The organism is Virgibacillus necropolis, assembly GCF_002224365.1.
GTDB classification, from domain to species: Bacteria; Bacillota; Bacilli; order Bacillales; family Amphibacillaceae; genus Virgibacillus_F; species Virgibacillus_F necropolis.
This window is the reverse complement of record NZ_CP022437.1, coordinates 3,392,596-3,405,870: the sequence shown is the minus strand read 5'-3', so window position 1 is coordinate 3,405,870 and position 13,275 is coordinate 3,392,596. Positions and strand designations below refer to the sequence as shown.

Genomic DNA, 13,275 nt, shown 5'->3' with positions numbered 1-13,275 from the left:
AATTGTTTATTTTGTAAGTTCGAGAATCCATTCCTTATAGTCTACAATCCGTTCATGTTCTGGCTGTGTGTTGGTTCCGGTGATAATCATTGGTGTTAAAGAATCTCTTTTGTGTAAGGAACCGTGCCCGGCTCCTCCATCATGAGTAGGGGAATGCTCTCCAATAAATTCATACCCAGGTTTTGCATCAACGACAAGATATCGGCCTTTATGTGAATGGAGAGCACCATATAATCTCGCAAGTGCGTCAGGATAATCACCATACTTAATTTCGTTTTGCTTGTTTACAGACAGGTCTAATATGGAAAAGTCTCCACTTATATCCCACTCTTGGTGATAGTGATCGGTATACTTTCCTTCAGGCTGAAAAGTAAGCTTTTTATTTGATTCCTCAGATAAAACATGATTACCCTCTTCGTCTTTCCATGCTATAAAGCTAATTCTGGAATCATCCATTAATTTTGATGCCATTTCTGAAAATGTTATCTTATCATCTAACAAATTAATGTAAGCCATGCGTTCATTAACAGCTAAAACGATCTGATCTTTTTTAGTGATAGGCTCTCCCAGTTCCGCAACCTGGTACCTTTTTGAAAGTAAAGTTAAATCAATTAAGGATTCTGTACGATCATTGCCGATTTTTGATTGGCTACTGTCACCAGACACAATTAAGGTCATTTCTTCTATGGCCTCATCCCAAGTAGGGTATGCATCTAGAATCGTTTGAAGATGTTGATCGACTTTTTCAATTCCTTTGAGATCCATTGGACCATGTTTATGAATACGATGATCAAGGTCTGGAAAATAAGCAAGTGTAAAAGAGGGGAGACTATCGTTTTGAATAAGGTGTTTAACTTCATTAGCTGTAAAGGTATCATTAAATCCGAGCTCTTGCCATATGTTGGTTTGACCATTATTTTCAGGGCTATATTGAGACAAACTTCCCATTGATAACAAAGTTGGCCCTTTAACATGGAATGTATCTGGCAATATGTTTAAAGTTGAAGCTATTTTCGGAACGTGCAGGTTATGGTCTTGATTTCCACGATAGATAAGTCCATTAATCGAAGCGGAATGGGCTTGTCTCTCATCTAAATCTTCATAAATAGTTTTTACATTTTTACCTAAGTGTTCCTGATTCAAGTTGTAAATACCGTCTTTTAGAACTTGCTTTACACCTAGTGTGAATACTTCCTTTTTACCGCTCCCATAATTAACCAAGCGATTATCATTTTGACTATACCAGACAAGCCCTGGAAGTCGATGTTGATTAGCGTAAGTTCCTGTTAGAAGCGTACTATCAATGGTGACCGACATAGTAGGATAAGAGCTTACAACTTCATGGAAATACTGTCCATGCTTAGACAAGAACGCGAACGCAGGAGCTCGTCCTTCTCCAATAGCCTTTTGCAAAGGTTCATCCATAAGGGAATCAACAACTACTAATACAACAGGTTTAGAAGTGGATTTCATCTTTAAATTGTTTACATTTTTGATTGGAGTGGAAAGCCCATACCAGTTAATCACTACTAAAATCAAGACTACACTTATAAGGGTTATTACTATTTTCTTCACCATCCCTATTACATCCTTTATGGTTTTACTTTAAATGATTTTATTTGAGACTTAAGGTAGGAGGCTGGACTTTGAATAGCCTCTTTTTCTATTTATACAAAAATATTTTTATTTTATCACTATTATCAATGGTAGCTAGCAACACGTCATCTACTAATACGTTACCTGTTGTTTTTATTTTCTGCATTAGCCATTGCTCATCTTTTCCGAGTTTGCTTAACTCATTATAATCGATCTTTCGTTCTTTAATAATTGTTTTAGGAAAATTAAAAGGTTGTATTGCAGACGTTGAATTTGAATGGGTAATTGGCTGATGTTGAGGATATAAAAATATGGATATTGATCCTCCAGGTTCCCACAAAGCAAGTGCCACTTTTTGTATATCTTCCGTTTTTTCCTTCCTTAATTCGGATAAAAGCAAATCAATTGAAATTCTTGCTTTAGTTAAGTTCTTGTAATTAATTTCTCCATTTTCTATCAGGGGCATGGGAGAAGGATCAAATATTTTTCTGAGTGGTATCCATCGTAGGCTTAGAAACACTCCAGCAAGATATAATATTACTAACACGGTCATGGTAATCATTGAACCACCTAACCCTAATCCCTCGTCTGACAATGGGTGGGCAATAATATTTCCTAAAAGTAACGCTATGACGAAATCTAGAAATCTTAATTGCGAAATGGAGCGTTGGCCCATGATTTTAGCCGATAATACTAAAAAAAAGAAGCCAACAATTGCTCTCAGAACCCACTGTATAGCGGTAAGGGATTCTTGACCTGTAAAGAAATCCATGAAGTTCACGTCCTAGTCTCTAAAATTTTCTACGTCCCTAGTTTGACCATTTTTATTGTTTCCTTTGCTGAATACAGATATGCAGATAAACTCTGAGTAAAACGTCCGTATTGACATCAAGTAAATTTCGTAGTAAAATTTATCTCGAATTGGAAATATATTAATGCGAGATAAATTTAAGTGGAGGTATATACAATGAACGGACTAAAAGGAATACATCACGTTACAGCAATAACAAGTAGCGCTGAAAAAAATTATGAGTTTTTCACCTATACATTAGGAATGCGTTTAGTCAAGAAAACAGTTAACCAAGATGACATTCAAACGTATCACTTATTTTTTGCGGATGATACAGGTAATCCAGGTACAGATATGACATTTTTTGATTTCCCTGGCATTCCAAAAGGAGTCCATGGTACGAACGAAATTTCAAAAACCTCTTTTCGTGTGCCTAGTGACGAAGCGTTAGATTATTGGGTAAAACGTTTTGACCGTTTAGAGGTAAAACATGAAGGCATTAAGGAACAGTTTGGGAAAAAGGTGCTGTCATTTGTAGATTTTGATGACCAAAATTACCAACTGATTTCAGACGAAAACAATACAGGTGTTGCAGCTGGTACACCATGGCAAAACGGACCTGTCCCATTAGAATATGCCATCACCGGACTCGGACCAATCTTTGTTCGTATCGCCAACTTTGATTATTTTAAAGAGATGATGGAAAAAGTATTGCAGTTTAAAGAAATTGCAAAAGAAGAATCGTTTCATTTATTTGAAGTTGGCGAGGGAGGAAATGGTGCACAGGTAGTAGTTGAATATAACACCGTTCTACCTCAAGCAAGACAAGGCTTTGGTACGGTTCACCATACGGCTTTCCGGGTTGAAGATCGTTCCGTGTTAGAAGAATGGATTACTCGGATGGAAAGCTTTCAGTTCCAAACTTCTGGCTATATAAATCGTCATTTCTTTGGATCCTTATATGTAAAGGTTGCACCACAAATTTTATTTGAATTTGCTACAGATGGTCCAGGATTTATGGGAGATGAATCGTATGAAACGCTTGGAGAAAGCTTATCCTTACCTCCTATGTTAGAACCAAAACGGGAGCAGATTGAAAAATTAGTTCGCCCAATTGATACAATAAGAAGCACAGTCAATTTCACGAAAGAGTAAATTTGAAATTCTGTCTGGTAAAGGATTGATAATGGTGAATCGAGTAGAAAAGATAGATAAAGATAGTGAGAATTCGTTAAAATTATTTGTTGTTCTCACGCGTGCATTACAATCCATTGAAAAACAAGTTATCAAAGACATAAAAAGCCATGGATTGAATCTAACGGAGTTTTCCGTACTGGAGCTGTTGTACAATAAAGGGGAGCAGCCCATCCAGAAGATCGGGCAAAAAATATTACTTGCTAGCAGCAGCACGACCTATGTAGTAGATAAATTAGAAAAGAAAGACTACCTAAAACGTAAAGCATGTCCTACTGATCGTCGTGTTACGTATGCAGTGATTACAGATGAGGGAAAAGAGCTGATGGACGAAATTTTCCCTAAGCATGTTGAGGCGATGAATGAAATATTAGGTGGCCTTGATTCTGACGAAAAAGAATCTATGATTGTACAACTGAAAAAATTAGGTTTTCATGCTCAAGCATTATAAGTAAAAATCCCTCATCCATTCATTTGGATGGGGGATTTTTACTTTGTTAAAAAGATTGTTCACTGTCGAACTTAAGGGGAATACGGTCCAATCAATTCTTTTTGCTAGTAAATGGCTGTACAAATATGTCATGCCCCTCGATCCATTCTGCGTAGAATACATCTCGAACCGTTTTTATTTCTTGTTTCATTAATTCATCCATGAGCCATTCTTCAGTCAAGTTTGCTTCTTTTAGGTTATCCCATATAACTTCGCCATCATTTATTAGCGTGACAGCGAGATGGGTGGCTTCTGGCTGCAGATTGAAATCATTGCGGTTTGGCACTTGGTAAGTTGACTTTTTTAAAACAGAAACCGTTCCATCTGTTTCTAGGATTGCATATTGAACTTCTTGAATCGAAAAGGCATCCTTTGATCGTAGTAAATGCTGGAGCTGATTTATGTCGAGGTTACTCTTTTTCATTTCTTCTCGAATTAGTTTTCCTTGATGGATGATGATAGTCGGACGACCTTCAAGAAGAGCGCGTGTCCCTTTGTATCGTTGCGTAATTAGCTCTGTTACATAAAGAATCACGCCCCATAAAACGATTGCAAATCCGATTTCCAGTATCCCTTTTTCGTCATCAAAAAGCGCGTTTCCGACCAGCTCACCAAGTACAAGAGCAGCAATGAAATCAAATGGTGTAAGCTGCGTTATTTGGGTTTTTCCCAATACCTTTGTTAATATAAATAATGCAACAAATCCAAACAAGGATTCTAAAAAAATTGGTAATAAATGGTCCATGTAAGACAACCCCTTTTGCACATATCCATTGTTTAGGTTATCCAAAATCAACATTTGCATACAATATTTTGAGGTGCGAAATGCATAAAATTTGCTGGATTTGACTTGTTGATATCTGATATAACGAAATGAGTAAATCAAAAAATGTCAGCTTGCAGACAAGAAGTCCAGCAAACTGACATTTTCAAAAGTAAAGATAGTATAAAATTGGCTCTATTAAGCTTACTTATATCAACGGTCATGTCCAGCTCCAGCGCCCAGCAACTAGCAAACTTCACACTCCTCCACTACGATAAGTCAACATCGGTTCGTACCTCACCGTGTTTCCTTTATCTCATTGCGGAGTGCTCCAGTTTGTACGTTGCTAAACGAGCGCTTGCGCTTTTCCTATTTATAATTCTTTTATCATCGTCACATGTGGTATACCAGCATCCATGAATTCACCTGATACTGTTTCATATCCTAGGCGCTGATAAAATATTTCTGCATGTGTTTGTGCATTTAATTTGGCCTTTTCATACCCATTATTCTTTATTTCCAATTCCATTCGCTGTATGATCATTTTTCCATAGGATTTTCCACGCTCGGTATCTAATACACAGATGCGCTCGAGTTTTCCAGAGGAATCAACGAACCGCAGACGACTTGCTGCGATGGGAACACCATTTACACTTCCAACAAAATGAATCGCTTCTTTGTCGTATTCGTCAAGCTCCTCTTCGGGGGGAACTTGTTGTTCATCAACAAACACTGTGGTACGTATATGGTAAGCTTGTTCAAGTTCTTCGTTTGTTTCTACAATCTTAATATCCACTATTCATCTTTCCCAAACACAAATGATTCATAAACGGTCCATGATCCATTCTCAAGTTGGTAAGACAATTGGAAACGATCAATTTTATCTTCTAATTGCGTATCTTTAAGTTGCAGGCTACCATATACATCTGCATATTCTTGATCTGATAGCTTTTGTGCGACTGTAATATGTGGCACAAAAGAATACTCCTTATTAGCAGGGAGGTTACTTGACTGCAATTTTTCATATAAATCAATTATTGCCTGTGATGCTTCCACTTTCATGTAGATGGTGTTTGTTACAGGTGCAAATGTACTTACTTTATTGATGTTAATTGCAAGTGGAGCAGTTTCGTCTGCAATTGCTCTTAACTCTGGGATAAGTTGATGAACAGTTTCATCATCTGCTTCAAAAGCTTCTATTAATGTGATATGTGGTGGAATTAACGAATAATGTGGGTCATAACGTTTTCTTAAAGCATTTGCTTTATCTTGGATAGGCTTAGATGGAAATATTACAATACCGTATTTCATAGTAAAACCTCCTAGTATATTTTTGCGTTTATTACTATAATGATGTCTATTGTATAAGGTTCTTTGGTTTACTCTCTATTATAACAAATAGTTAATGGAAATAGGTAAAAACATATTACATTTTTCAAAAAAATTAACTAAACATAGCTGTCAATGCGCGGGGAAGATCCTTTTGCCAAGCTTTCCATGTATGTTCGCCATCTAATTCATAGTAAATATAGCTGACACCAGTTTCTTTTAAAAGTTGATTTAATTCACGATTAGGTGCTAGGAAGTCTTCTTTCGTACCAGCCGTTGTATCAACGTTTGTTTCCTCAAGGCCAATTGTATGATAAATATCGATTGAATGGATATCTTTTGCATTTTTGACGGCATCCATCACTTTTTCATCCACATATGGGGATTGCATAATAACTTTTCCAAATGTATGTGGGTAGCGAAGGGCAGTCATCAACGCGAGTGTGCCTGCCAAAGAATCGCCCATTAATGTACGGGACTGACCCATATGGTAGGTAGGAAGCAGATCATCGAGAAGCGGTACAACCTCATAGATTAAAAATTTGATATAGGCTTCTTGTTTCGCGCCGCTTGGATGGTATTTATCCTTGCGATCATATCTATCATTGTAATGTATCCCAACAAATACTGTATTTTCAATTTCATCATTCGTATGCAAGCGATCACTTACTGTTGCAGTTCGCCCAAGCTGGTAGTAATCATTTCCGTCCTGCATAATACAAATATGATACTTATAGAGAGGCGAAAACGATTCAGGTTGATATAGTTTTAATGTCATGAGTTCATCTAAGTATTTACTGTTAATTTCTTCTTCGACCATTGTTCCTTTTCTTCCCATCGGTACACCTCTGCTTTCGACTAATTCCCGTATATTTTATCATGTCATTAACCAATTTTCCATTTAAATTGTTTAGCCCCGCCCAAGCTACGTTAACTGGCCTTGAAAAAGATTATAGTAGTGACTCTTATTCTGAATCAATTCACTGTGGCTGCCTTTTTCAATAATCTTTCCATGCTCCAGCATGATTATTTTGTCTGCTTCCTGAATGGTATTTAACCGATGGGCGATTACAAAGCTTGTTCTGCCAAGCATCAATCGTTTTAATGCATCTTGAATCGTAACTTCGGTAATCGTATCAATATTACTTGTCGCTTCATCTAAAATTAAGATAGAAGGATCGGCCAACAATGCGCGTGCGATAGTCAAAAGCTGTTTCTGTCCCTGACTAATGCCACTGCCTTCTTGATCTAAAACTGTATCATACTGATTAGGTAAACGCTCAATAAAGTCATGAGCATTCGCATTTTTCGCAGCCTCAATTACTTCATTGTCTGTTGCATCTAACCTGCCGTAGCGGATATTTTCCATAATCGTTCCTTTAAATAGGAAGGAGTCTTGTAAAACAAATGCCATATGCTCACGCAGACTAGATCGTTTAATGTTTTTAATGTCAACATTGTCGAGCGTGATTTTACCATCATCATAATTGTAAAAACGAGCGATTAAATTAATGATTGTTGTTTTCCCAGCACCTGTATGTCCAACAAATGCAACGGTCTCACCAGGATTTGCTTCAAAGGTAATATGATTCAAAATCGGTGTACCTTCATAGGCAAATGACACATCGTCAAACATGACATGCCCTGTGGTTTCTGACAAAACTTCTGCAGCTTCCTCATCTGTTTCTTCTTGCTTCTCATCCATTACATTAAAAACACGCTCCGCACCAGCGACGGCCGAAAGTAGAATATTAAACTGGTTGGATAGCTCATTCAATGGCCGAGTGAACTGCCTTGCATATTCGGTAAAAATAACGATGACACCAACTGTTATGATATTTTCAACTGCGAGAATCCCACCAACTAATGCAATCAATCCAAAGCTTAGGAAATTCAGCATGTTCATGACTTTTGGAATAAAACCTGAAATCGTCATGGCCCAAAAGCCGGTATGGCGGAGTTTTTTATTCCGTTCTTCAAATTCGCCAATCACACGGCCCTCCTGAGAAAATGTTTTAACGACATGCTGCCCAGAAACCGTTTCCTCTACATAGCCGTTTAATTCACCTAAATCGCGTTGCTGCAATTTATATAAAGGACCAGTTCGCTTGGTAATCCATTTCATTCCAACATACATGAGTGGGATAATCGTCATTGTCACAAGGGTGAGTAATGGACTCAAGATTAGCATGACGACAACCGTACCAACGAGCGTTAGGATACTTGCAAAAATTTGTATAACCGATTGGTTCAGTGTGTTGTTAATGTTGTCAATATCATTTGTAACCCGGCTCATCAGCTCGCCGTGCTGGCGTTTATCAAAATAAGAAATCGGCAGACGATGGAATTGCTTGAATAAATCTTCCCGAAGCGAATAAACCGTATTTTGTGCAATCCCAACCATCCAATAATTTTGCAAAAAGATCGAAAGGGAGTGGAACAAATAAATGATTACGAGCCAAACGAGCAACATGCCAAGCCCAGTATTATTTTGCGTGACGATGTAATCATCGATGGCCATCCCAATTAAATAAGGTCCAAGTAGGGCAAGACCTGAGCTAATGACAACTGCCAGAATTACAAGACTAAGTGTAGCCTTTTCCCTAATTAAATACGACCAAATCCGTTTGACGGTACCTGCCGTATTCCGCGCTTTCTTAGACTTTTTACTTGATACATTATCTAGTGGAATCCGTTCTTGTTGAAAAGGTTCTTTGAGTTGATTAATTGGCATGGATATACTCCTTTCCAAACTGCGACTCCACTATTTTACGATAAAGCGCTGATTCTTTCAGCAATTCTTGATGAGTTCCGTTCGCCAAGATTTGTCCATGATCCATCAATAGAATTCGGTCAGCGTCCATAGCAGTTGTGACTTTTTGGGTAATCATTAAATTGGTACAATGGTATGATTCAATTGCAGCAAGTAAGTTAGATTCAGTTTCTAAATCAAGCGCACTCGTGCAATCATCCAGCATTAAAATTTTCGGGCGGCGAATGAGCGCACGTGCAATTGAAAGACGTTGCTTTTGCCCACCAGAAAGGTTGACACCTTTTTGTCCTATTTTTGTTTCATAAGCATCAGGTAATTCTATAATCGTTTCATGGATTTGTGCATCTTTTGCCGCCTGGGTCACTTCTTCTTTGGTCGCGTTTTCCTTACCCCAAGCTATATTATCGAAAACAGATCCACTGAAAAGAAGCGGGTTCTGCGGTACGTAACCAATCGCACGTCGCAAGTGATCCAATGTATAGGAAGTTATGGCCCTATCATCAATCGAAATAACGCCACTATTCACATCATAAAGACGTGGCATCAGCTGAAACAACGATGTTTTCCCAGCACCAGTCGCACCAATAAGCGCAACAGAATCGCCAGCCTTTACGGAAAAAGATATGTCCTGTAATACGTTTGTCTCCTGCGTACTGTAGGCAAAACTTACATCCTTGACGTCAATTTTCCCATGTCGTACAATCGCATCAGCTTCCGCATCATCGGACTCATGCAAATCAATATCTACATCTAATACCTCACCAAGCCTGGTAGCAGAAGCTTTTGCACGAGAAAAAGCTAAGATGATAAACGTGAACATCGAAATGGCCATCGAAACACGTAATGCATAATTAACAATTGCTACGATGTCACCAACAGAAGAGTCACCAGCAACGACCTGGTTATTTCCAAACCAAAGAATCGAGATCAAGCTAAGATTCATCACAAAAAGTAGAACAGGCATCGAAGCCTCAACGAAGCGGAACGTATAACGCGTTTCTGATGCCAAATCTTTATTCGCTTTCATGAAGCGACTTTCTTCATGATTCCGCCGCAAGAAAGCCTTGATCAAGCGCATCCCAGCCAAGTTCTCCTGCATCACGCGATTCACATTGTCAACGCGTTGCTGCACACTTCGAAACAAGCGACTCGCACGTTTCAGCACCCAAAGTAAAAAGAAAATAAGTAGTGGAACCGTAATTAAAAAGATTAGTGCAAGCTTGGCATTGACAATAAACGCCATCATCACACCACCAAGTACAATCAATGGCGCCTTCACCATAATGCGAAGCCCCATGAAAATAGTATTTTGCATCTGCCGCACATCATTCGTAAACCGTGTCATCAAGACCGACGTCGGGTACTGATTTAAATTCTGAAACGAAAATTCCTGTACTTTTTTAAACAGCTTCTCGCGCAGATCATACCCAAATCCATAACTTGTATGTGACGCATAAAATGAATTAATAATACCTGCAAAAAACGCGGCAAAGGCAAGCCCGATCATAATGCTGCCCCACATTACAATAGTGCCAATATCTTTATTGAGCACACCTTCATTTATCATCATTCCAAGAAAAAAGGGAAGAAGCAACTCTGTCGCAAGCTCAATCAACGTTAATGTATAGGCAACCCCAATCGGGAGTTTATATGGTTTCAAAAAAGAAAGTACACGTTTCACAGTAGACCTCCATTTATGTAGTGATTCTATTATATAAGGAAAAGGGAGGATTATCTATTGTGGAGTATTTTTGGGTGCGTTAAAGAGATTGAAGGTTCAAAAAACTGTTGAGTTTAGGCTACCTTTTCCAAACATACATTAAATGCTTAACCAGTGTAACTAAAGCAGATATACCTTTTTAATAACGAGGTAGAATATTTAAAAAAGAAACCTTTTATAAGGATGATTCGTAAATATTTATAGTTGAATTTTGCAAGAAGGAGAGGTAATAAATGAGAGAATGGTGGAATAGAAAGAAAGAAAAAATGAGAAAAAGGAAGGAAAACAACGATAATTATAGATTTTTAGATTTTATGCTTGATGTGCTTTTTTGGATACCCGAACTGGTTTTATTGCCTTTCAGAATGATTATTTGGTTATTTAGTGGTATAGGAAGATTACTAAGGGGTTTATTTGATATCGTATAAGTACAAGGAACACCTTATTTATTTATAACTTTAATAATATACCGTTAATAGAAATATATTGCAGGAAGATGATCGAAACGAAAAGGATAACAAGTTTAATTATCTTGGTTAGTATAATAGTTTTACTCATGAGTTGTTCGAATGATACATCAAATGAGGATGCTGGTTCAAAACCAATCAATCAACCCTCAACAAAAATTAAAGACAGGTTTTTCTTTGGAGATTCTAGCAAAAATGTACCTAAATGGGCTAAATATAAAACGGGGAACAAGATTATGGAGAGCTTTATCGAAGAAAATCCAAATGTATCTATTGCTAATTGGACTGATATGCGAGCAGATGAAATTCTTATGAAAAGTAAATATGAAGGTCGATAGCAAGTGAGCTAAGTATGAAAATGAAAAAAGTTTATTAGTGATAAAAACAGTGGCATTCAGCGAACCAACATTAATTATATTTGTTAGAACCAAGAACCATATAAGAGAAATTTTGATAGAGGTGGGATATAGTTGTTTAAAAGGGTATTAAAAGGCTGGATCCCTTTTGTAAGTGGTGTATTGGTAGTCACATTCTTAATGAGTTTATGGCAAGGTGAAAAAGTAGATTGGGGATTTGTTATCACCTTTAGTTTAGCGGGTTTAATAGGTACATTTATTGGAACTGTGTTAAGAAAAGCCAGTAAAAAAGAGTAAAGCAGGTAGTGGTTACTTATAGCTTACGGAGGTGCTATACTTTCAAATAGTCTAAAGCTTTTAGCCGTCATAATCCAGGCAAATATGAATGCTTCAAGAAAAATAGCCATTCCAATGTATTTTGTATTTTATCGAGGTATATTGCCAAATCTGCATTAAATGTAAACTATCTTATTGACATGGCATTTCAAAGTAATATATAGTAGAAAAGTAGTAATGAACTTCATACGATTCCGTAGCTCAGCTGGGAGAGCGCTTGCTTGACAGGCAAGAGGTCGTTGGTTCGAGCCCAATCGGAGTCATAACTTAATGTACCTGGAACCCTTATTTTAAAAGGTTTCAGGTTTTTTGTTTTCTTTTTCGTCCTAAAATTATATGTCAGTATAGCTGATTTTTCTTCGGAACAGACATCAGCTCAAGGGTAGAATATTTAAAGAAACCTTTTATAAGGTTGATTCGTAAAACATATATAGATGAATTTTGCTAAAAAGGAGTAATATGAAAGAATGGTGGAAATGTCCTTGCAGCAACTAACTTTTTTTCTTTACTGTATTATGATTGTTGTTTAGATAGAATTTGTAACCTTCAAGGGAGAAATTTAAATGAATAAAGAAAAAAAGAAAAAGAATGCATATGTTTATATTGTAATTAGCTATTTAGGTATACTTTTAATAGCTATTGCTGCAATGAGAGTTACAGTGTTCAATGATGATCGGATAGGATTCTTCATAACTATATTCAGTTATCTATTGTTGATCAGTTTTATAAGATCTTTGGAGAGGAAGATAGGGTTTAGTAGTAGGACAAGGATAATAAGTAGAGGTATTTTTATGGTTCTCCTAGCAATTTCATTTTTACTCTTTTTATAATTTAACAATATTGTAATCAATAATCAACTGACTATTTTAAAAATGAACAGAAAAGGTTGATGTGAAATGGAGTACACTATTAGAAGTATGAGAGTGGAAGATATACCACAAGTTCAACACGTAGCAAAAACGACCTGGAATTACACGTATGAGGGGATTATCCCTTCCGAAATCCAGAAGCGGTTTTTAGAATCTGCTTATAATTATGAAATGATGAATAGACGATTAAATGGATCTTTTATGTTCGTTTCAGATGTTCAAGGAAAAATTGTGGGCTTTGCGAATTTTTCTCCTGTCAAAGAAGGCGGGGTTGCTGAACTCGGAGCGATTTATATCTGCCCAGAATACCATGGGAATGGGATAGGAACGGCTTTACTAAATGAGGGCATAAAGAATATTGAAGGTGCAACCGAGTTTTATATTAATGTAGAAAAAGATAACAAAATTGGGACAACCTTCTACAATGCGAAAAGGTTTGAGGTTGTTTCAGAATTTGATGATGACTTTGAGGGGCATATCCTAAAAACAGTAAGAATGAAATTAAGGATATAATACTTGCCAAAAATGATCCTATTGTAATTGGATTTCTTTTATAAAATAGTTATCTCAATAGTATAGTTAACACAATCGT

At 37.1% G+C, this 13,275-nt stretch carries 15 protein-coding genes and 1 tRNA gene; 8 read left to right on the top strand and 8 right to left on the bottom strand.

The window, feature by feature from the left end; translation table 11 throughout:
• Window positions 1-6: 6 nt before the first annotated feature.
• Together CFK40_RS16165 and CFK40_RS16160 are read right to left on the bottom strand one after the other, a co-directional pair.
• A complete protein-coding gene (locus CFK40_RS16165) occupies window positions 7-1,578 on the bottom strand; it encodes an alkaline phosphatase family protein (RefSeq protein WP_193433336.1) in 1,572 nt (523 codons plus the stop codon).
• 85 nt (window positions 1,579-1,663) lie between these two features.
• Window positions 1,664-2,368 (bottom strand): DUF421 domain-containing protein, encoded by a 705-nt coding sequence (locus tag CFK40_RS16160; protein WP_089533440.1) that lies wholly within the window; start codon window positions 2,366-2,368, stop codon window positions 1,664-1,666.
• 195 nt (window positions 2,369-2,563) lie between these two features.
• Between CFK40_RS16160 and CFK40_RS16155 the strand changes: the two genes are divergently transcribed.
• On the top strand, window positions 2,564-3,541 hold the full coding sequence (locus CFK40_RS16155) for a ring-cleaving dioxygenase (RefSeq protein WP_089533439.1): 978 nt from the start codon (window positions 2,564-2,566) through the stop codon (window positions 3,539-3,541).
• A 31-nt stretch (window positions 3,542-3,572) separates the two neighbouring features.
• Window positions 3,573-4,031, top strand: coding sequence for a MarR family winged helix-turn-helix transcriptional regulator (locus tag CFK40_RS16150; RefSeq protein ID WP_089533438.1), 459 nt, complete (start codon window positions 3,573-3,575; stop codon window positions 4,029-4,031).
• Between the two features lie 91 nt (window positions 4,032-4,122).
• Here CFK40_RS16150 and CFK40_RS16145 read toward each other — a convergent pair whose 3' ends face one another.
• The 6 genes from CFK40_RS16145 to CFK40_RS16120 all read right to left on the bottom strand — a co-directional run bounded on the left by CFK40_RS16145 (window position 4,123) and on the right by CFK40_RS16120 (window position 10,616).
• Window positions 4,123-4,815, bottom strand: coding sequence for a DUF421 domain-containing protein (locus CFK40_RS16145; RefSeq protein ID WP_089533437.1), 693 nt, complete (start codon window positions 4,813-4,815; stop codon window positions 4,123-4,125).
• 391 nt (window positions 4,816-5,206) lie between these two features.
• Window positions 5,207-5,629, bottom strand: coding sequence for a GNAT family N-acetyltransferase (locus CFK40_RS16140; RefSeq protein WP_089533436.1), 423 nt, complete (start codon window positions 5,627-5,629; stop codon window positions 5,207-5,209).
• A complete protein-coding gene (locus tag CFK40_RS16135) occupies window positions 5,629-6,144 on the bottom strand; it encodes a YjcG family protein (protein WP_089533435.1) in 516 nt (171 codons plus the stop codon). The genes CFK40_RS16140 and CFK40_RS16135 overlap by 1 nt, the downstream gene beginning before the upstream one ends.
• Window positions 6,145-6,277: 133 nt before the next feature.
• The gene (locus tag CFK40_RS16130) at window positions 6,278-7,000 is read right to left on the bottom strand and encodes an alpha/beta hydrolase (protein WP_089533434.1); all 723 of its coding nucleotides are present in this window, start codon (window positions 6,998-7,000) and stop codon (window positions 6,278-6,280) included.
• An 87-nt stretch (window positions 7,001-7,087) separates the two neighbouring features.
• Window positions 7,088-8,896 (bottom strand): ABC transporter ATP-binding protein, encoded by a 1,809-nt coding sequence (locus CFK40_RS16125; protein ID WP_089533433.1) that lies wholly within the window; start codon window positions 8,894-8,896, stop codon window positions 7,088-7,090.
• A complete protein-coding gene (locus CFK40_RS16120; protein WP_089533432.1) occupies window positions 8,886-10,616 on the bottom strand; it encodes an ABC transporter ATP-binding protein in 1,731 nt (576 codons plus the stop codon). The genes CFK40_RS16125 and CFK40_RS16120 overlap by 11 nt, the downstream gene beginning before the upstream one ends.
• Before the next feature lie 272 nt (window positions 10,617-10,888).
• On the opposite strand from CFK40_RS16120, the gene CFK40_RS16115 reads away from it, so the two are divergent.
• The 6 genes from CFK40_RS16115 (at window position 10,889) to CFK40_RS16090 (ending at window position 13,196) form a co-directional block, all read left to right on the top strand.
• Window positions 10,889-11,083 (top strand): hypothetical protein, encoded by a 195-nt coding sequence (locus tag CFK40_RS16115; protein WP_089533431.1) that lies wholly within the window; start codon window positions 10,889-10,891, stop codon window positions 11,081-11,083.
• A 128-nt stretch (window positions 11,084-11,211) separates the two neighbouring features.
• A complete protein-coding gene (locus CFK40_RS16110; RefSeq protein WP_161493892.1) occupies window positions 11,212-11,460 on the top strand; it encodes a DUF2268 domain-containing putative Zn-dependent protease in 249 nt (82 codons plus the stop codon).
• Window positions 11,461-11,592: 132 nt separating this feature from the next.
• A complete protein-coding gene (locus CFK40_RS16105; protein ID WP_089533429.1) occupies window positions 11,593-11,775 on the top strand; it encodes a hypothetical protein in 183 nt (60 codons plus the stop codon).
• Window positions 11,776-12,004: 229 nt separating this feature from the next.
• A tRNA-Val gene (locus tag CFK40_RS16100) sits at window positions 12,005-12,077 on the top strand.
• Window positions 12,078-12,377: 300 nt separating this feature from the next.
• On the top strand, window positions 12,378-12,644 hold the full coding sequence (locus CFK40_RS16095) for a hypothetical protein (RefSeq protein ID WP_089533428.1): 267 nt from the start codon (window positions 12,378-12,380) through the stop codon (window positions 12,642-12,644).
• 66 nt (window positions 12,645-12,710) lie between these two features.
• Window positions 12,711-13,196 carry a GNAT family N-acetyltransferase gene (locus CFK40_RS16090; RefSeq protein ID WP_089533427.1) on the top strand — a complete coding sequence of 162 codons (486 nt, stop codon included), beginning with the start codon at window positions 12,711-12,713 and terminating at the stop codon, window positions 13,194-13,196.
• Window positions 13,197-13,275 lie beyond the last annotated feature (79 nt).